At 74.5% G+C, this 18,877-nt stretch carries 15 protein-coding genes; 3 read left to right on the top strand and 12 right to left on the bottom strand.

Annotation, left to right across the window (positions count from 1 at the left end):
* Window positions 1–4: 4 nt before the first annotated feature.
* The 12 genes from F7P10_RS01255 to tkt all read right to left on the bottom strand — a co-directional run bounded on the left by F7P10_RS01255 (window position 5) and on the right by tkt (window position 14,731).
* Complete coding sequence (locus F7P10_RS01255) at window positions 5–664, bottom strand: response regulator transcription factor (protein WP_151007676.1); 660 nt, start codon at window positions 662–664, stop codon at window positions 5–7.
* Between the two features lie 29 nt (window positions 665–693).
* Window positions 694–1,122: a pyridoxamine 5'-phosphate oxidase family protein gene (locus tag F7P10_RS01250; protein WP_151007675.1), complete on the bottom strand. Its 429-nt coding sequence runs from the start codon at window positions 1,120–1,122 to the stop codon at window positions 694–696.
* 69 nt (window positions 1,123–1,191) lie between these two features.
* Complete coding sequence (locus tag F7P10_RS01245; protein ID WP_151007674.1) at window positions 1,192–2,334, bottom strand: sensor histidine kinase; 1,143 nt, start codon at window positions 2,332–2,334, stop codon at window positions 1,192–1,194.
* Window positions 2,335–2,416: 82 nt separating this feature from the next.
* Entirely contained in the window at window positions 2,417–2,749 is a 333-nt protein-coding gene (locus F7P10_RS01240; RefSeq protein WP_151007673.1) for a cupin domain-containing protein, read from the bottom strand.
* A gap of 64 nt (window positions 2,750–2,813) precedes the next feature.
* Entirely contained in the window at window positions 2,814–3,557 is a 744-nt protein-coding gene (gene pgl / locus F7P10_RS01235; protein WP_151007672.1) for a 6-phosphogluconolactonase, read from the bottom strand.
* Window positions 3,554–4,486 carry a glucose-6-phosphate dehydrogenase assembly protein OpcA gene (gene opcA, locus F7P10_RS01230; RefSeq protein WP_151007671.1) on the bottom strand — a complete coding sequence of 311 codons (933 nt, stop codon included), beginning with the start codon at window positions 4,484–4,486 and terminating at the stop codon, window positions 3,554–3,556. The genes pgl and opcA overlap by 4 nt, the downstream gene beginning before the upstream one ends.
* Complete coding sequence (gene zwf, locus F7P10_RS01225; RefSeq protein ID WP_151007670.1) at window positions 4,486–6,012, bottom strand: glucose-6-phosphate dehydrogenase; 1,527 nt, start codon at window positions 6,010–6,012, stop codon at window positions 4,486–4,488. Before zwf ends, opcA begins: the two co-directional genes overlap by 1 nt.
* Window positions 6,013–6,257: 245 nt before the next feature.
* Complete coding sequence (locus tag F7P10_RS01220) at window positions 6,258–7,958, bottom strand: glucose-6-phosphate isomerase (protein ID WP_151007669.1); 1,701 nt, start codon at window positions 7,956–7,958, stop codon at window positions 6,258–6,260.
* A gap of 26 nt (window positions 7,959–7,984) precedes the next feature.
* Entirely contained in the window at window positions 7,985–9,685 is a 1,701-nt protein-coding gene (locus F7P10_RS01215) for a phosphoheptose isomerase (protein WP_151007668.1), read from the bottom strand.
* A 154-nt stretch (window positions 9,686–9,839) separates the two neighbouring features.
* A complete protein-coding gene (locus F7P10_RS01210) occupies window positions 9,840–11,522 on the bottom strand; it encodes a glucose-6-phosphate isomerase (protein ID WP_151007667.1) in 1,683 nt (560 codons plus the stop codon).
* Entirely contained in the window at window positions 11,519–12,634 is a 1,116-nt protein-coding gene (gene tal, locus F7P10_RS01205) for a transaldolase (RefSeq protein WP_151007666.1), read from the bottom strand. Before tal ends, F7P10_RS01210 begins: the two co-directional genes overlap by 4 nt.
* Before the next feature lie 45 nt (window positions 12,635–12,679).
* Entirely contained in the window at window positions 12,680–14,731 is a 2,052-nt protein-coding gene (tkt, locus tag F7P10_RS01200; RefSeq protein ID WP_254716872.1) for a transketolase, read from the bottom strand.
* Window positions 14,732–15,544: 813 nt separating this feature from the next.
* Here tkt and F7P10_RS01195 point away from each other — a divergent pair.
* From F7P10_RS01195 to F7P10_RS01185, 3 genes are all read left to right on the top strand, one after another.
* The gene (locus tag F7P10_RS01195; protein WP_151007664.1) at window positions 15,545–16,426 is read left to right on the top strand and encodes a heme o synthase; all 882 of its coding nucleotides are present in this window, start codon (window positions 15,545–15,547) and stop codon (window positions 16,424–16,426) included.
* 129 nt (window positions 16,427–16,555) lie between these two features.
* Entirely contained in the window at window positions 16,556–17,782 is a 1,227-nt protein-coding gene (locus F7P10_RS01190) for a PrsW family intramembrane metalloprotease (RefSeq protein ID WP_151007663.1), read from the top strand.
* 73 nt (window positions 17,783–17,855) lie between these two features.
* Complete coding sequence (locus F7P10_RS01185; protein ID WP_254716344.1) at window positions 17,856–18,857, top strand: heme A synthase; 1,002 nt, start codon at window positions 17,856–17,858, stop codon at window positions 18,855–18,857.
* The last annotated feature ends 20 nt before the right edge of the window (window positions 18,858–18,877 follow it).

Here is an 18,877-nt window from a genome sequence, read left to right as displayed (position 1 = left end):
CGAGCTACTCCCCGAGGTCGGCGTCGTGGACGAGCAGCGCGATCTGCACCCGGTTGTTCAGCTCGAGCTTGGTCAGCAGGCGGGACACGTACGCCTTGACCGTCGCCACGCTCAGCGACAGCTCGCGGCCGATCTCGGCGTTCGTCCGGCCCCGCCCGACGAGCAGCGCCACCGACCGCTCGCCGCCGCTGAGGCGGTCGAGCAGCCCGCGGGCGCGGTCGCGGGCCGGATCGACCCCGGAACCGGCCGCGTACGACATCAGCCGCCGCAGGACCGTGGGGGACATCATCGGCTCCCCGGCGGCCACCTGCCGGATCGCGTGGACGATCTCCGGGGGAGGGGTGTGCTTGAGCAGGAAACCGCTCGCGCCCGACCGCATCGCCCGCACGATGTGGTCGTCGGTGTCGAACGTCGTCAGGATGATGATCTCCGGCGGCTCGCGGCGGGACCGCAGCAGCTCCGTCGCGGCCAGCCCGTCCAGCCGCGGCATCCGGATGTCCATCAGCACCACGTCGGGGCGGTGCTCGTTCACCGCGGGCACCACCTCGGCGCCGTCCGCGACGTCGGCGACGACGTCCAGATCGCCCGCGCTCGACAGCATCATCGACAGCCCGGCCCGGACGAGCGCGTCGTCGTCCACGATGAGCACGCGGATGGAGTCCATCCCGTCACCCTACGGGGCCGGAGCACGCCTCAGGACCGGTGCAGCCGCCGCCCGCTGATCTCCGTCGCGGCGAGGCAGAACCAGGCCCCGCGCTCGCCCGGAGCCCACGGCTCGACCCTGATCGCGGACTCCCGCTCCTCGTCCGACAGCGCATGCGCGCCCCCGCGCAGCAGGACGCTCCACCCCTCCCGCGTCACCGGGTCGAACCGGTCGATCTCGAACGCGGCGCGGACCTGCCCGCTCGGCACGAGCGCCAGCAGGCTCCGGTTCAGCCGCGCCGACTCCGACGTCCGGAAGATCACCGACTCGCCGTCGACCACGTAGTTGACCGGGACGACCGTCGGGCCCTCCCCGTCGTCGTAGGCGACCCGGCCGATGCCGCCCGGCGCGATGAGGCGCAGGCACTCCGCCCGGTCGAGCTCTTCCAGGACGGGCCGCGCGGCGGACTCTGAAGCCATGTCCCTCCCCATGCCCGGGGCCGGAGGCGCCATGCGTGCTCACGGGGGCGGGCATTCTCACACGCGTCCTCACAGAGGCAGGCGGGCGCGCAGCCGGAAGCGGCCCCCCGCGACGCCGTGCCGGAGGGTGCCGCCCAGCAGCGCGACCCGCTCCCCGAGGCCGACCAGGCCCGCCCCGGCGCCCGGCAGCGCCGACTCCCGGCCCGGCGTGACCGCGTTGTCGACCTCGACCGTCAGCTCCGCCCCGGCGTCCAGCGTGACCCGGACGGCCGCGTCCGGCGCGTGCTTGCGGGCGTTCGTCAGCCCCTCCTGGACGATCCGGTACGCGTGCCGCCCGACCCGGTCGGGGACGGCCGCCGGGTCGGGCACGCGGTCGTCCAGCTCGATCCGGGCCCCGGCCGCCCGCGCCTCCCGCACCAGCGCCGGCACGTCCGCGAGCGTCGGCTGCGGGCGCTCCGCCTCGGCGCCGTCCCCGGGGGCGCGCAGCACCCCGACGACCTGCCGCAGGTCCTCCATCGCCTCGTAGGCGCCGCGCCGGATGATCCCGACGGCCTCGTGGAGCTCGGGCGGCGTGTCCGGGCGGAACTCCAGCGCGCCCGCGTGCACCGCCAGCAGCGAGATCCGGTGCGCGAGGACGTCGTGCATCTCCCGGGCGATCCGCTCGCGCTCCAGATGGCGGGCCTCCTCGACGCGCAGCCGCTGCCCCTCCTCGGCCTGCCGCGCCCGCTCCCGCAGCGACACGATGAGCTGCCGCCGCGACCGGACGAGCATCCCGGTGGCGACGATCAGCATGTAGCCGAGCACGAAGACGACGACCGACTCCAGCCGTTCGCGCGCGGTCAGGTCGGCCGGGAGCGCGAGAAACGACACGAGGATGAGCGCGCAGTTCAGTCCCGCGATGAGGAAGGCGGACCGCCAGGGGCGGTGCACGGCGACGCTGAACACCGCCATCGCGGTGGCGCCCCATGACACCGAGCTGGTGAGGCCCCACACGGTGAGGAAGAGCGCCGTTCCCACGGGCCGGTTCCGGCGGAACAGCAGCAGCGCCAGCATGCCGATGCCGCTCAGCACCGCTTCCTTGACGTCCTCCCAGCCCGTGACCGGCCCGTAGGTGTCCCGGGCGCCCGCCAGCACCAGGAGACCGATCATCAGCGCGCACGCCGTGACGGCGATGTCGCGCGCCCACTCGCGTACGGACCTGCGGAGACTCACGCGCACCACGCTAGCCGCCGGGCGCCCGGCGGGCAGTGGCCGCAGGTCGCCCGGCCGATCGACTTTGGTAGGCCCCCGAGGCTCAGCCGAGCTTGGCGACGGTCAGCAGGACGACCGAGTCCTCCAGCGCCTCGAGGGCGTGCCGCGCCTGCGGGACGATCAGCAGATCGCCGCCGATGCCGTCCCAGGCCTCGTCGCCGCTGAGCAGCCGGACGCGCCCGGACCGCACCAGCACCGTGGCCTCGCCGGGGTTCTCGTGCTCGGACATCCCCGTCCCGGCCGTCAGCGCGATCAGCGTCTGCCGCAGCACGTGCTCGTGCCCGCCGTGGACGGTCTCGGCCGCCCGGCCCGACGCCGCGGCGGACGCCTGCTTGAGGAGGTTGCGGGCCTGCGCGTCCAACGAGAGCTTCTGCATGACCGGGATCATTCCCGCGCCCCCGCCCGTCACACGGGTCGCCGGGGGCGCGGGAGTGCCCGCGTCACAGTTCGGACGCCGCCGCCCGGTCGAGCAGGAAAAGGGTCCGCTCGCGCCCGCGCGCGCCCGCGACCGGAGCCTCGGACGTGCCCGTGCCCGCGAGCCCCAGCCGGACGGCCCCGGCCTTGCTCTCGCCGGACGCCAGCACCCACACCTCCCGCGCCGCGTGCAAGGCGGGGAAGGTGAGCGAGATCCGGATCGGGGGCGGCTTCGGAGCGCCGCGCACCGCGACCACGGGACGCCCTTCCTCCAGCGCCGGCATGCCGGGGAACAGCGACGCCACGTGCGCGTCCGGCCCGACGCCGAGCATCAGCACGTCGAACGCGGGCACGGGACCGCTCCCGCCGACCGCCGCGGCCAGCTCGGCGGCGTACCGCGCGGCCGCCGCCTCGACGTCATCGCCGTCCGGGCCGTCGGACGCGGGCATCGCGTGCACCCGCGCCGGGTCCAGGTCGACGCGGTCGAGGAGGGCCTCCCGCGCACCCGTCTCGTTGCGCTCGGCGTCGCCGGACGGCAGGAACCGCTCGTCGCCCCACCACACGTCGACGCGCCGCCAGTCGATCGACTCGCGGGCCGGGGCCGCGCCGAGCGCGGCGAGCACGGCCGTCCCGACGCCGCCGCCGGTCAGCACGATGGAGGCGTCGCCGCGCTCGGCCTGCGCGGCGGCGACGGCCGACACCAGCCGCGCCGCGACCGCCCCGGCGAGGTCGTCCTGATCGGCGTGCACCAGCACCTCGGGGCGGCTCACGCCGTGTCCCCCGCCGAGCCCGCGAGGTCCTTGGCGAACCGTGCCGACGCCTCCTGGTACACCTCGTCGGGGTCGAGCCGCCGCAGCTCCTCGGCCAGCAGCTCCGCCATCGGGCGCCGCATCAGCGACACCTGCCGGTCCGGCTGGCCGGGGCGGCACAGCGTGGCGACGCGGCCGTCCGGGCGGTCGATCACGATGTCGCCGGACGCCGTCCGCAGCCGGACGCCGGTGATGCCGGGGCCCTCGGACACCGTGCGGTCCACCGGCACGCCGAGGCGGACCGACAGCCACGCCGCCAGCAGCTCGGCGCTCGGACTGTCCGGCTCGGCCATGACCTCGCCGGAACCGATCTCGTCGTGGTCCTGGTCGAGCGCCGCCGCCAGCAGCGACCGCCAGTTCGTGACCCGCGTCCAGGTGAAGTCGGTGTCGCCCGGCCGGTACCCGGTGGCGAGCTGCGCGAGGGTGCCGAGCCGGTCGCGGGCGGCGTAGGCGTCGGTCACCCGGCGCTGCGCGAGCCTGCCCAGCGGGTCCTTGGCGGGCACCTTCGGCACCTTCCCGCCGGGCCACCACGTCACCACCGGGGTGTCGGGCATCAGCAGCGGGACGACGACCGAGTCGGCGTGCTCGGCGAGCGGCCCGTACATGCGCAGCAGCACCGTCTCGCCCGGCCCGGTCTCGCCCATCCGGATCTCGGCGTCCAGCCGGGACGAGTTGCCGCGCGGGTCCCGCGAGATGACCGTCAGCACGCGGCACGGGTGCTCGCGCGCCGCCTCGGTCGCCGCGCGGACCGCGTCGTACTGCGCCGACTCGTCCGTCACGATGATCAGCGTCAGGACCATGCCGACCGCGGGCCCGCCCATCACGTGCCGGGCCTCGGTCAGCGCGTCCTGGATCTTGCGGGTCGAGGTCCCGGCGAGGTCGATGTTCATCAGAGCCTCCTCCACGTGCGGCCGTCGCGCGCCATCAGCTCGTCCGCGCTGTCGGGCCCGTATCCGCCGGACTTGTACTGGTCGAGGCCGCCGCGCTCGGCCCAGAACTCCTCGATCGGGTCGAGGATCTTCCAGGACAGCTCGACCTCCTCCTGCCGGGGGAACAGCGGCGGGTCGCCGATCAGCACGTCCAGCAGCAGCCGCTCGTAGGCCTCCGGGGACGCCTCGGTGAACGACTCGCCGTACGCGAAGTCCATGTTGACGTCGCGGATCTCCATCGAGGTGCCGGGCACCTTGGAGCCGAACCGGACCGTGATGCCCTCGTCGGGCTGCACCCGCATCACCAGGGCGTTCTGCCCCAGCTCCTCGGTGTCGGTCTGCGAGAACGGCTGGTGCGGCGCCTGCTGGAACACCAGCGCCACCTCCGTCACCCGGCGGCTCAGCCGCTTGCCGGTGCGCAGGTAGAACGGGACGCCCGCCCAGCGGCGGTTGTCGATCTGCAGCTTGATCGCGGCGTAGGTCTCGGTGCGGGAGTCGGCCGGGATGCCGTCCTCCTGGAGGTAGCCGCGGACGTTCACGCCGCCCTGCCAGCCCTCCGCGTACTGGCCGCGCGCGGTCGACTCCGCCAGGTTCCCCGGCACCCGCACCGACGAGAGGATCTTGGCCTTCTCGGCGCGGACGGCCTCCGCGCCGAACGACGTGGGCTCCTCCATCGCCGTCAGCGCCAGCAGCTGCAGCAGGTGGTTCTGGATCACGTCGCGGGCCGCGCCGATGCCGTCGTAGTAGCCGGCCCGCCCGCCGATGCCGATGTCCTCGGCCATCGTGATCTGCACGTGGTCGACGTACCCGCGGTTCCAGATCGGCTCGAACATCGAGTTGGCGAACCGCAGCGCCAGGATGTTCTGCACCGTCTCCTTGCCGAGGTAGTGGTCGATCCGGAAGATCGACTCCTCGGGGAACACCCGGTGGACGGTGTCGTTCAGCTCCTTCGCGGTGGCCAGGTCGCGGCCGAACGGCTTCTCGATCACGACCCGGCGCCACGACCCGTCCGTCCGGTCGGCCAGGCCGCTGCGCTGCAGCTGCTCCACCGCCTGCGGGAAGAACTTCGGCGGGATCGACAGGTAGAAGGCGTAGTTGCCGCCCGTCCCGCGGCTCTCGTCCAGCTCCTTGACGGCCATCGCCAGAGCCTCGAACGCGCCCGGGTCGCCGAACTCGCCCGGGACGAAGTGCATGCCCTCCGACAGGTGCCGCCAGACGTCCTCGCGGAACGGGGTCCGCGCGTGCGCCTTCACCGACTCGTAGGCGATCTGCCGGAAGTCCTCGTTCTCCCAGTCCCGGCGGGCGAACCCGACCAGCGAGAAGCCCGGCGGCAGCAGGCCCCGGTTCGCCAGGTCGTAGATCGCCGGGAGGAGCTTCTTGCGGGACAGGTCCCCCGTGACGCCGAACAGCACGAGAACGCACGGCCCGGCCACCCGCGGCAGCCGCTTGTCCCGCGGATCCCGGAGCGGATTGGCTGGCTCGTTCACGTCGCGGCCCCCTCTGCTCGCACCCTGTCTTCTCCTGCTCTGTCCACTGCTGCTCTATCTGCCGGTGCTCTGACTGCCGGTGCTCTGTTCACTGCGGTTCTCCGCTCGGCCGGCCCCTCGCCGTCCGCGCGTCAACGAATTCTGCGAATGGGCGTCCGCCATCGGGCGTCCTGCTCAAGACACGCATACACGTCCTGATCCCGTGTGTCCCCCGACGGCACCGAAATAGTGGCGTCGAGGCGGGATCACCCCTCTCCTCTAGCGGCGTCGAGCAGCCGGGCGAGTCCCGCCCGGCGGTCCTGCAGGTGCAGCCGGACCACCGGCCGGCCGTCCTCGCGGACGGCCCGCGCGTCACCGAGGGCCCGCGCGAGCTGCAGCATGCCGAGCCGGTGGTGCCGGTCCGGGACGGGCACGTCGCGGACGGCGTTGCCCGTCACCAACAGGTAGACGCCGCGATCGCGCTGATCATTCCCGGTTCCGTCGTCCGGCGGGACGGCGCCCGGCACCGGCCCGCGGGCGCCCCACGCCACGGTCACCGGACGCTCGCAGCGCGCGGCCAGCAGCGCCGCCAGCCGCCGCACCGCCGCGCCCTCGCCGAGCGTCCCGTCCGGATCCAGGTAGGCGACCAGCGCGAGCCGCTCCCGCGGCCCCACGAGCGTCGCCAGCCCCTCGAGCAGCCCCTCCAGGTCGGTGGCCCCGGCGAGCGGGTGGACGGTCGTGTGGACCTCGACCGCGCGGCCCGGGGGGCCGTCGGAGAACACCGGGTCGCCCGTCCCGTCGTCCAGGGTCAGCGGCGCCTGCCGCGGCGGCGGGGCGAGCGGATCGCGGCCCAGCAGGTGGGCCGCCACGGCGGCCGCGTACTCCCACACGACGAGCTGCGCCGCGAGCGGGCCCGTCACGGTGGCGTCGTCCTGGTGGGGGCGGCCGTCCAGGGTCACCAGGAACAGGTCCGGGTCGGGCGCCACGGGCAGGCCGCCGCCCTGCACCACGGTGCCGAGCCGCCCGCCGGTCGCCTCGTCCAGCAGCCGCGCCGCCCAGCCGTCCAGGCCCGGAAGCGCGGCCGGATAGCCGCCGAGGACGAGCGTGCCGCGGCCGGCCCGCACCGCGCCGCCGAGGATCGCGCCGAGCACCAGCCCCGGGTTGTCCTCCGGCCGGGCCAGCGCGGGCAGCTCCGCGGCCGCCGCCTCCAGCAGCGCCGCCACGTCCGCGCCCGCCAGCGCCGCCGGGACGAGCGCGTACGGCGACAGCGCTCCGAACGCCGTCTGCGCCGGGGCCTCGACGAGCGGGTGCCCCGCCTCCGCCGCCGCCTTGGCCGCCGCCGAGTCCGGCGCGGCCACGACGACGAACCGGCGACCGGCGTCCTCCGGCGGCACGCCCGCGTCGCGCATCAGGTCCAGCAGGACGCGGCGGAGCGTGTCGGTGCCCGGATCGTCCCCGGCGACCACCGCCACGGTTCCCGCGAGACCCGCCGGGTCGGCGGCGAGGCGGGCCAGCGGGCCGGGCTCCGGGCCGTCCAGCACGGTCAGCGGCAGCACGGCCGGCGGCGCGGCCGGGGCGCCCCGCTCATCCTGGTCACCCTGCCCGTCCGGCGCGTCCGCCCCGGCGGTGCGGACGATCGCCTCGGCGGCGCGCACCACGGCACCCTGCCCGATCAGCACGATCCGGGACGGCGCCGCGAGCCCGGCCGCGTCCTCGAACAGGCTCCGCCGCAGCTCGGCGACCCGCTCCGGCACGTCCCGGCCGGGGCCCGGCCGGGCGGGGGCGCACAGCCGCCGCCCCTCGGCCTCCGCCGCGGCCGCCGACGGCCACAGCGTCGGGTCCCCGGCGGCCAGCCGGGCCGGGACCCGGTCGATCCACAGCCGGCCCAGCACCCGCTCGGCCGCGTCCTTGAGCGGCTTGCGCGCGGTGACGGCGATGCTCCCCGCGGCGACGGAGCTGTGGTTCACGAACCCTGGGCGCACCGGTCCCGGGCTCACTGCCCCCGACCCGCCGAGACCATCGACGCGACGTCGCGGACCGCCTCGGTGAGTAGCCCGGCGCCCTCCACCGGGTCGCGCAGGTGCAGCCGGATCACCGGCAGCCTGCGCGCCCGCAGCGCGCGCAGCTCGCCCAGCGCGCGCGCCAGCCGCAGCTGCGCCAGGCTGTAGGGGCGGCCCGGGACGGGGTGCGCGGCGAGCGCGTCGCCCGGCACCGGGTCCCCGGTGATGATCAGGAACGCGCCGTTCCCCGGCCCCTCCTTGTGGACCGGAGCCGTCGCGTGCGGGTAGGCGGGCCCCGGGCCGTAGGCCACCGGACGTCCCGACGCGCGGGCCAGCGACGGCGCCAGGTAGCGGCCGGAGAAGTCGCCCGACAGGTACGTCATCACCGCGAGGTAGCCGTCGGCGGGCACCGAGCCGACCAGCCCGCCGAGGACGGTCCGCAGGTCCGCGTGCGCGGGCCACGGGAAGTCGGTGTACACCTCGATGCCGCTCTCGGTGTAGGCCGGACGCTCCGGCGTCAGCGGGCCCCCGCCCGCCGCGCGCAGCAGCGTCGCCGCGTCGTCCTCGGCCTCCGCCACCGCCGTGGCGCCGGTCTCGAACGGGTTCACCCCGAGCAGCCATCCGGCCACGGCCGTCGCGTACTCCCACAGCAGGAACTGCGCGCCGACCGGCGCCAGCACGGCGGTGTCGGAGTCGTCGTGCGCCGCCGACGGCGGGTTCAAAGCCACGCCGTGCACGTCGGGGAACGATCCCCGGCAGCCGGACGGCTCGAACGCCACCACGCCGCGGCCCCGCCGCCCGGTGCCGACCGCCAGCAGCTGCGACACCCACGCGCTCAGCGCGCCCGGCCCGCCCGGCTCGCGCAGCACCACCTTGTCGCGCGCGATCCCGCCCGGGCCCTGCTGCGCGCAGCCGCCCAGCACCGCGCCGAGCAGCAGCCCCGGGTTGTCCTCCTCCTTGGACAGCGACGGCACCAGCGACGCCGCGTCCTCCAGCAGCGTGTTCGCGTCGGCGCCCGCCAGCACCGCCGGGACCAGCCCGTACGCCGACAGCGCGCCGAAATGCCCCGGCAGGTACGGGTCGGTCAGCCCGATCCGGTAGCCGTTCTGCCGGGCGAAGTCGTGCAGCGGGCTGCCGTGGTCGGTGATCACCAGGAAGCGGCTCGCGATCTCCCGGTCCGACATCCCGAGCTCGCGGAACGCGCCCACGAAGATCCGCCGGTAGGCGTCCCCCTCCAGGGACACGCCCGCCTTGCTCGCCAGCACCACGAGCGTCCGGTCCAGCCGCTCCATCGCGAACGCGAGCGCCGCGGTGTCGCTGCCGTCCAGCACGGTCAGCTCCCCGGCCGGACGGTCCGGCGCGCCCGGCCGTCCCGCCGCGGCGCCGCCCGCCGCGTGCGCCTCCATGATCGCCTGCGCGGCGTAGCTCTCCGCCCCGACGCCGATCAGCACGATGTGGTCGAGACCGGAGTAGCGCGCCTCGGCGACCAGGCCGTCCACCTGGTTCAGCAGCCCGCGGGACGCGAACGGCAGGTCGAGCCAGCCCAGCCGGCTGTGGTCGACCGCGCGCCGCCCCCACAACTCGGGGTCCTTGGCGGCCAGCGCGCCGGGAACCCCGCAGCTCACCAGATAGTCCCGCGCCTGCAACGCCGAGTCCAGCACGTCACCGCGGGTCAGTACGTCGAATCCGGACACGTTCCCTCCTGCCTGTCCCCATCGTTTCAGGAGAGAACGGTCGTTGGCGACCATCTCCGTTGATCTTCCGAAGTGCCGTGACGATCAGGGCGGCGCGGGACAGAGTAGCGCGCCTCACGGCGAAATGACTCCGGGACGATGCCCGGCCGATCGCTCAGGACAGCGCGTCGGCGAGTTGCGCCAGGCCCTCGGCCCGATCGCGGAGGTGCAGCCGGACCGCCGGACGTCCCAGCGACCGCAGCACCCGCAGATCGCCGAACGCCTGCGCCAGCTGCAGCTCGCCGAGGCTGTACGGCCGTCCGGGCACCGGCAGGTCCGCCCTGACCGCACCCGTGACCTGCAAGAACGCCCCGTTCCGCGGGCCGCCCTTGTGGAACTGGCCGGTCGCGTGCAGGTGCTCGGGGCCCCAGCCGAACGTCACCGGCACCGGACGCCTGCGCACCTTCGCCGCCCGCGCCGCCAGCAGCGGCCGCAGCCCCGCCGCCTCCGCGTCGCCGCACCGGTCCAGGAAGCCGAGGACGGCGAGATAGCCGCCGTCCGGAACGGCCTCCAGGACGGCCTCCAGCGCCCCCGCGAGGGTCGCCGCGCCCTTCAGCGCGTCCTCCCGCGCGTGCACCTCCACCGCGCCCTCGACCAGCACGGGCGGGCGCCGCACGACCGTCGGCGCCGTGCCCTCCTCCGAGCGCAGCAGCGCCGCGGTGCTCCCGGCCGACTCAAGCACGTCGGGCTCGGCGAACGGGTCGACGCCGAGCACGCGGGCCGCCACCGCCACCGCGCACTCCCACAGCAGGAACTGGGCGCCGAGCGGCCCGGCGACGCTGATCCCCGCCTCGCGGCCGGGACCGGGCTCGTCCGGGCGGCGGCCCAGGATGACCCGCCGCATGTCGCCCGCCAGGTCGAAGCCGGGCGCCTCGACGTCCTCCACCACGACCGGCAGCAGCCCGCGGCCGTCCTTGCCGAGCGCCCCGGCCACCAGCTGCTCCGCCCACGCCCCGAACCCCGCCAGCCCCGACCCGTGGTCGGCGATCACGAGCTTGTCGCGCCCGCCGAGCGCGGACGACCCCAGCGCGGCGCCCAGCGCCAGCGCCGGGTTGTCGTAGGGCTGCCGCAGCGTCGCCGCCAGTGCGGCGGCCTGGTCGAGCAGGGCCCCGACGTCGGCGCCCGCCAGCGCGGGCGCCGTCAGCGAGCGCGCGTCCAGCGCCGCGTACCGTCCGTCGACGTCCGGCTCCGCCTCGACGACGTGGTGCCCGGCCTCCCGGGCGGCGCGCTCCGCCGCCGACCCGGACGCCGCCACGACGACGAACCGCCGCGCGAGATCGGCACCGGCGAGGCCCGCGTCCCGCAACGCCCGCTCGAAGACGCGCCGCAGCGCGTCCACCCCGGTGCCCCCGTCGGCGCCGCCGTCCCCGGCCGGGTCGTCGACCACCACGACGAGCGTGCGGTGCGGGTCGCCCGCGAGGGCGCCCCGTACCTCGTGCGGGTCGGTGGAGGACAGGACGGTCAGCTCGGCTCCCGCCGAGGCGCGGACCGCCTCGGCGGCCCGCGCCGGCCCGCCGGACGCGATCAGCACGACCCGGTCGAGACCGGCGTCGCGGGCGAACCCCGCCGGCCCGGACAGCCGGGCCGGCAGGGAACGCGCGGTGTCCGGCAGCCCGAGCCAGCCGAGCCGGCGGGCCGCCGTCCGGGCCGCGTCCGGGCCCCACAGGTGCGAGTTGCGGGACGCGAGGGCCCCGGGCACGCCGTCGGAGACGAGACGGTCCAGGACTGTCTCGCCCTCGTCGACGACGGCGCCGCGGATGGTGACCGAGATCCCCCCGGCGGTCACCACCGACGTCACGCGCCGGCCCTCTTGCTCTCCAGCTCGCCGGCGATGGAGTCGAGCAGCTCTTTCCAGGACGCCGCGAACTTCTCGACGCCCTCGTCCTCCAGCACCCGCACGACGTCGTCGTAGTCCACGCCGGCGTCCTTCAGCGCCGCCATGTGCGCGCGGGCGTCGTCGTAGGTGCCGCGGATCGTGTCCCCGCGCACCTGGCCGTGGTCGGCCTCGGCCACCAGCGTGGCCTCCGGCATCGTGTTCACGGTGCCCGGCGCGACCAGCTCGTCCACGTACAGCGTGTCGTTGAGGTCGGGGTCCTTCACGCCGGTCGACGCCCACAGCGGACGCTGCGGACGGGCCCCCGCGTTCTTCAGCGACGTCCACCGCTCGGTGCCGAACTTCTCCTCGAACAGCGCGTACGCGAGCCGCGCGTTGGCCAGGCCCGCCTTCGAGCGCAGCGCCTTCGCGCCGTCCGAGCCGATCTTGTCGAGCCGCTTGTCGATCTCGGTGTCGACCCGGCTGACGAAGAACGACGCCACCGACGCGATCTTCGTCAGGTCGCGCCCGTTCTCCCGGGCCTGCTCCAGGCCGGCGAAGAACGCGTCGATCACCTTGCCGTAGCGCTCCAGCGAGAAGATCAGCGTCACGTTCACGCTGATCCCCTCGGCCAGCGCCGCCGTGATCGCCGGCAGCCCCTCCTCGGTCGCCGGGATCTTGATGAACAGGTTCGGCCGGTCCACCATCCACCACAGCGCCCGCGCCTCGGCGATCGTCCGCTCGGTGTCGCGCGCCAGCCGCGGGTCCACCTCGAGCGACACGCGGCCGTCCAGCCCCGCCGTCCGGTCGTACACCGGACGCAGCACGTCGCAGCCCCACCGGATGTCGTAGGTGGTGATCGCGCGGGACGCCTCCTCGACGTCGACGCCGCGCACGGCCAGGTCGCGGACCTGGGCGTCGTAGGCGGTGCCCTTGCTCAGCGCCTTGGCGAAGATCGTCGGGTTGGAGGTGACGCCGACGACGTGGCTCTCCTTCACCAGGTCCTCGAGGTCGCCGGTGCGCAGCCGCTCGCGGCTGATGTCGTCCAGCCAGATCGACACGCCCTCGTCGGAGAGCCGCTTCAGAATCTCACTCATCGCTCCGCTTTCTCCCTCGTCATCGAGTTCCGCGAGGCCCGGGGGTCAGTTGCCGGTGGTCTCGCCGCGGCCCGCGTGCTTCACGCTCGCCTTGATCAGGCTGGCCTCGGCCGCCGCGACGACCCGGTCGGCGGTGATCCCGAACTGCCGGAACAGCGTCTTGTAGTCCGCCGACGCGCCGAAGTGCTCCAGGCTCACCGACTCGCCGGCGTCGCCGATGTAGGTCCGCCAGCCCAGCGAGACCCCGGCCTCCACCGACACGCGGGCCCGCACCCCGGGCGGCAGTACCTGCTGCTTGTAGGCGTCCGTCTGCGCCTCGAACCACTCCACGCACGGCATCGACACGACCCGGGCCGGGGTGCCCTTGGCCTGCAGCGCCTCGCGCGCCTCCAGCGCCAGCGGCACCTCGCTGCCGGTCGCGATGATGATCACGTCGGGGCGGCCGTCGGTCGCGTCCGCCAGCACGTAGCCGCCCTTCGCGGTGCAGTCGGCCGTGGCCAGCTCGCCGCTCCGGTCCAGCGTCGCCAGCTTCTGTCGGGTCAGCGCCAGGCCCGCCGGACGGTCGCGGTGCTCCAGGATCGTCCGCCACGCGACGACCGTCTCGGCGGCGTCCGCCGGGCGGACGACGTCCAGGCCGGGGATCGCCCGCAGCGCCCACAGGTGCTCGACGGGCTGGTGCGTCGGGCCGTCCTCGCCGAGGCCGATCGAGTCGTGCGTCCACACGAACGTCACCGGCAGCTTCATCAGCGCGGCCAGCCGCACCGCCGGGCGCATGTAGTCGCTGAACACCAGGAACGTGCCGCCGTAGGGACGCGTGCCGCCGTGCAACGCGATGCCGTTGCAGATCGCGGCCATCGCGTGCTCGCGCACGCCGAAGTGCAGCGTCCGCCCGTACGGGCCGCCGGGGAACTCCTTGGTCTGGAACTCCTCGGGGATGAAGGACGGCTCGCCCTTCATCGTCGTGTTGTTGCTCTCGGCCAGGTCGGCCGAACCGCCCCACAGTTCGGGCAGTACCGGCGCCAGCGCGGCCAGCACCTCGCCGGACGCGGCGCGGGTCGCGATCTCCTTGCCCGCCGGGAAGGACGGCAGCGCCTTCTCCCACCCGGACGGCAGGGTGCGCTCGGAGATCCGGTCGAACTCGGCGGCCCGCTCGGAGTTCGCCTTCCGCCACGCCTGGAACCGCTCGTTCCACCGCGCGTGGGCCTCGCGCCCCCGGTCGGACACGGCGCGGGCGTGCTCCAAGACGTCCTCGGGCACGTGGAAGCTCTCCGCCGGGTCCAGCCCGAGGATCTTCTTGGTCGCCGCGACCTCCTCGGCGCCCAGCGCCGAGCCGTGCGCCTTGCCGGTGTTCTTCTTGTTCGGCGCCGGCCAGCCGATGATCGTGCGCAGCGCGACGAAGGACGGGCGGGACGTCTCGGCCCGCGCGGCGGCGAACGCCGCCGCCAGCTTCCCGACGTTCTCCTCGTAGTCGCCGTTCTCCGTCCAGTCGACCGTGTGGACGTCCCAGCCGTAGGCCTCGTAGCGGGCCCGCACGTCCTCCGACAGCGCGATCGCGGTGTCGTCCTCGATCGAGATGTGGTTGTCGTCCCACAGCAGCACCAGGTTCCCGAGCCGCTGGTGGGCCGCGAGCGCGCTCGCCTCGTGGCTGATGCCCTCCTCGATGTCGCCGTCGGAGCAGAACGCCCAGATGGTGTGGTCGAAGGGGGACTCGCCCTGCGCGGCGTCGGGGTCGAACAGCCCGCGCTCGCGGCGCGCCGCCATCGCCATGCCGACGGCGTTCGCGATGCCCTGGCCGAGCGGGCCGGTGGTCGTCTCCACACCGGCCGTGTGCCCGTGCTCCGGGTGCCCCGGAGTCAGGCTGCCCCACTTGCGCAGCGCCTTCAGCTCGTCCAGCGTCAGCGGGTAGCCCGAAAGGTACAGCTGGATGTAAAGGGTGAGGCTGGAATGCCCGCACGACAGCACGAACCTGTCGCGGCCCGCCCAGTCGGGGTCGGTCGGGTCGTGCCGAAGGAACCGCTGGAAGAGCAGGTACGCGGCGGGGGCCAGGCTCATGGCGGTACCGGGATGGCCCGAACCGGCCTCCTCGACCGCGTCCATGGCCAGGGCGCGGACTGTGTCCACCGCCCGCCGGTCCAGGTCAGACCATTCAAACGTGCTGTTGTCCCTAGTCACGGAACGCCAGGCTCCTCTCGAAACCGCTCTATGTACATGATCGCGCCGTACGGCGAATCGACGTGCGGCGAAACGCCGCGCTCCCTAGCGGAGCGGCGCGCAGTGGGCAGGACGCCCGGCCGAAGATCACGCCGTGCCCGATTCGAGCCTATCGCGCGGGCGGTCGGCCCACGCGTGAGCGCGCACACGTCCGGTCCTTGCCATCCGGCCCTTCTTCTGCACGTTCTCGTGCGCGCGGCAGTAGCCGCACCCGCCGTGCCCGCCGTCGACCGGCCGCTCGCGAGCGGGCTCCGGCGGGGGCCGGGCCGCTCCTTGCACCCTTGCCCGATCGGCCCTTCGCTAACCCACCCGTCAGGGGGATCCGGCGGGGGAATCGGGCGGTGAGCCGGGCGCGGGAACGGGTGCGGGGAGGGGGCGGCCCGGGGGCGCGGAGCGGTGCCGACACGCCGGTCACGGCGCGTCAGGCGACCCGGTGCGCGACCTCCGGAGGGGTCGGACTACAGTGATTGCGCGGTTGACGACGAGCGGCCGCCGTATTCGCCAAGCCGAAAGTCGCACCCAGCCGAGGGTCGGCCCGAACACGGGGGCACCGCCGAGTTGGTACGCGACTACTCATGCCTAGTTGGACGTGGACCCGATTGTGACGGTGCTCAGTAACAAGCGCGGGGTGGAGCTCGACGAGCACATGCCGGTCGCTCCCCCGAGCCGGCGACGGCCGAGCCGGCCGCGGGCCGGTCGATCGGCGAGAGCGTGCGCGCCTACGTCGCGCTCACCAAGCCGCGCGTGATCGAGCTGCTCTTGATCACGACGCTGCCGGTGATGTTCCTGGCGGCCGGGGGCGTGCCGCCGCTGTCGACGGTGCTGCTGACGCTGGCGTTCGGGACGATGTCCGCCGGCGCCGCCAACGCGATCAACTGCTACATCGACCGGGACATCGACGCCAAGATGCGCCGCACCCGGCGACGTCCGCTGGCCCGCGCCCAGGTCACCCCCGCCCGCGCCCTCGTGTTCGGGATCACCCTCGCCGTGGTGTCCACGGCCGGGTTCGCGCTCGCCGTCAACCTGCGCGCCGCGGCCGGATCGCTGTTCGCGATCCTGTTCTACGTCTTCGTGTACTCGCTGCTGCTCAAGCGGCGCACCTCGCAGAACGTCGTGTGGGGCGGCATCGCCGGCTGCATGCCCGTCCTCATCGGCTGGACGGCCGTCACCGACGAGATCTCGTGGACGCCGTTCGTCCTGTTCGGCGTCGTGTTCCTCTGGACGCCGCCGCACACGTGGACCCTCGCGATGCGCTACCGCGAGGACTACGCGGTCGCCAACGTCCCGATGCTGCCGGTCGTCAAGGGCGAGCGGCGCGTCATCGTGGAGAGCCTCCTCTACACCTACGCGACCGTCGCGTGCTCGCTGCTGCTGTGGCCGGTCGGCGGAATGACCCCCGTGTACGGTGCGGTCGCCGTCGTGCTCGGACTCGTGTTCCTTGCCGAGGGGCACCGCCTGCTGAACGCCGTCCGCCAGGGGGTCACGGGCGTTCACCTGCGCCCCATGCGGTTCTTCCACCTGTCGAACGTGTACCTGGCGCTGCTGTTCACCGCCGTCTCCATCGACCCGCTGCTGCACTGACCCGCCCGTCCCGCTCGGCCGCCCGTGAAGGGTCCCGGGGAGAGCGGGCCGCGGGCTCCGGTCGACACGATCACCGGCCGTGACCCTCTCGTCTCGGCGTCGTGACCGGGGGCCGGTTACGCTCGCGTCATGGCGCGTGTGGACCCGAAGGCGGTGCTCGAGGGGCGGATCCCGGGACGGCCACCGGTCGGCCTGATCGCCGGGCTCACGGTCTCCGGGCTGTGCGCGGTGGCCGCCCTCGGCTTCGACCTCCTCTCCGGGGAGAGCGGCTTCTGGGTCGGCCTGCTGCTGGCGGTGCTGCCGATCCCGCCGCTGATCGCGCTCGCGCTCGCCCTCGACCGGCTGGAGCCCGAGCCGCCCCGGGCGCTCGTCTTCGCGTTCATGTGGGGCGCGGGCGTCGCCGTCCTGGGCGCCCTGCTCCTCAACACCGCCGGGCTGCTGTACGTCACCGTCCCGATCTTCGGCGAGGTGGACGGCCACTTCGTCAGCGCCACGTTCGGCGCTCCGGTCATCGAGGAGACGCTCAAGGGCGCCGTCCTGTTCGGCATGCTGTGGCTGCGCCGCAACGAGATCGACGGGTTCGCCGACGGGCTGATCTACGCCGCGCTGGTCGGCCTCGGCTTCGCGATGATGGAGAACATCACCTACTACATGCGGGCGTTCGAGGAGGGCGGCGCCCAGCAGCTCCAGGCGGTGTTCATCCTGCGCGGCCTCGTCATGCCGCTCAGCCACCCCCTGTTCACCGCGATGACCGGCCTCGGCGTCGCCTACGCCGCCACCCACCGCCGCGGCCAGCTCCTCGCGCCCGCCGCCGGGCTGCTGGGCGCGATGGTCCTGCACGGCCTGTGGAACGGCGCCGCGGCCACGGGCCTGGGCGGGCTGGGCGTCGTCTACCTGCTGGACTTCTGCATCCTCCTCGGCCTCATCGCGATCGTCGCCGTCGAACGCCGCAGCACCGTCCGCCGCATCGAGGCTTACCTGCCGCTGTACGCCGCGACCGGGCTGGTCACCGACGCGGACGTGCGGATGCTGCGGTCCATCCCGGCCCGCCGCGCAGCCCGCCGCTGGGCCCGCGCGGTCGGCGGCCCGGCCGCGGGCCGCGCCATGACCGACTACCAGCTCGCCGCCACCGAGCTCGCGCTGCTGCACAAGCGCGCCGACCGCGGCGTCGCCGACCCGCGCTGGTTCACGGCCCGCCGCGACGCCCTGCTCAACCTGATGGCGCTGGCCAGGCACGCGTTCCTGCGCACCCCGCAGATGCCCCGCGCCGCCCCGGCCGGGGGCCCGCCGTGGGCCCCGCGCGGGCCGTCCGGCTTCCTCCCGCCCGACCTGCGGAAACGTGACCGGCCGAGCTGACCGCGCAGCTGACCGGCTTACCTGGGCGGGGGGTGTGTCACGGGTGCGCGGGGGCGGCCATAGCATGGTCGGCGTGGCAGAGCGAGAGTCGACCCCGGGCCCGTTGATCCGTGCGAGGGACGCCGTGTGGCGCCCGACGGCGGGTTCGTTCCGGCTGCTCGCGCTGCTCGGCGTCATCGGCAACGTGCTGATCGTCGTCAGCGGCGGCGCCGTCCGCGTCACCGAGTCCGGGCTCGGCTGCCCCGAATGGCCCAAGTGCACCGGCGACAGCCTCGTGCCCACGCCGCATCCCGAGCACGAGCTCATCAACATGGCGATCGAGTTCGGCAACCGGATGATCACCTTCGTGGTGCTGGCCGTCGGGATGCTCGTGTTCGTCGCGGCGCTCCGGCTCGCGCCGCGCCGCAAGGACCTGATCTGGTGGGCGCTCGCACAGCCGATGAGCGTCGTCGCGCAGGCGATCATCGGCGGCATCGTCGTGCTGACCGAGCTGCATCCGGCCGCCGTCGGCCTGCACTTCCTCGTGTCCCCGGCACTGCTCGTCTTCTGCGTGGCGCTGTGGGTCCGCGCGGGCGAGGGGGACGAGCCGGCCCGCCCGCTCGCCCCCGCGTGGGTCCGCGCCCTCGGCGGCGCGCTCCTGGCCGCGTGCGCCGTCGTCCTCGTCGCGGGCACCGTCGTCACCGGCACCGGCCCGCACGCCGGCGACGCGTCGTCGCGCCGCTACGGCTTCGAGATCACCGACGTGACGCGGGTGCACAGCCTCATGGCGTGGGTCACCTGCGCGCTGGTCGTCGCCATGGCCGTCGCGCTGCACCGGACGGGCGCGCCCGCCGCGGCCCGCCGCCGCGTCCACGAACTGCTCGCCCTCATTGTCGCGCAGGGCGCGCTCGGGTACGTCCAGTACTGGCTCGGTGTCCCCGCCGTCCTGGTCGTTCTGCACATGCTCGGCGCGGTCCTGATGTGGGTGGTCGCGCTCCGCCTGTTCCTCGCCCTCCGCGACCGCGGGCCGCGCGCGGTGGACGGCACGGCGTCCGGGCCCGTCGAACCGGCCGTCCAGGCCAAGCAGCCCGCCTGACCCTCGCCCCGCCCGACCCT

This window comes from Actinomadura sp. WMMB 499, assembly GCF_008824145.1.
Taxonomy (GTDB): Bacteria; Actinomycetota; Actinomycetes; order Streptosporangiales; family Streptosporangiaceae; genus Spirillospora.
Note: the sequence above shows the minus strand (reverse complement) of the source record. Positions and strands in the feature narration are given on the sequence as shown.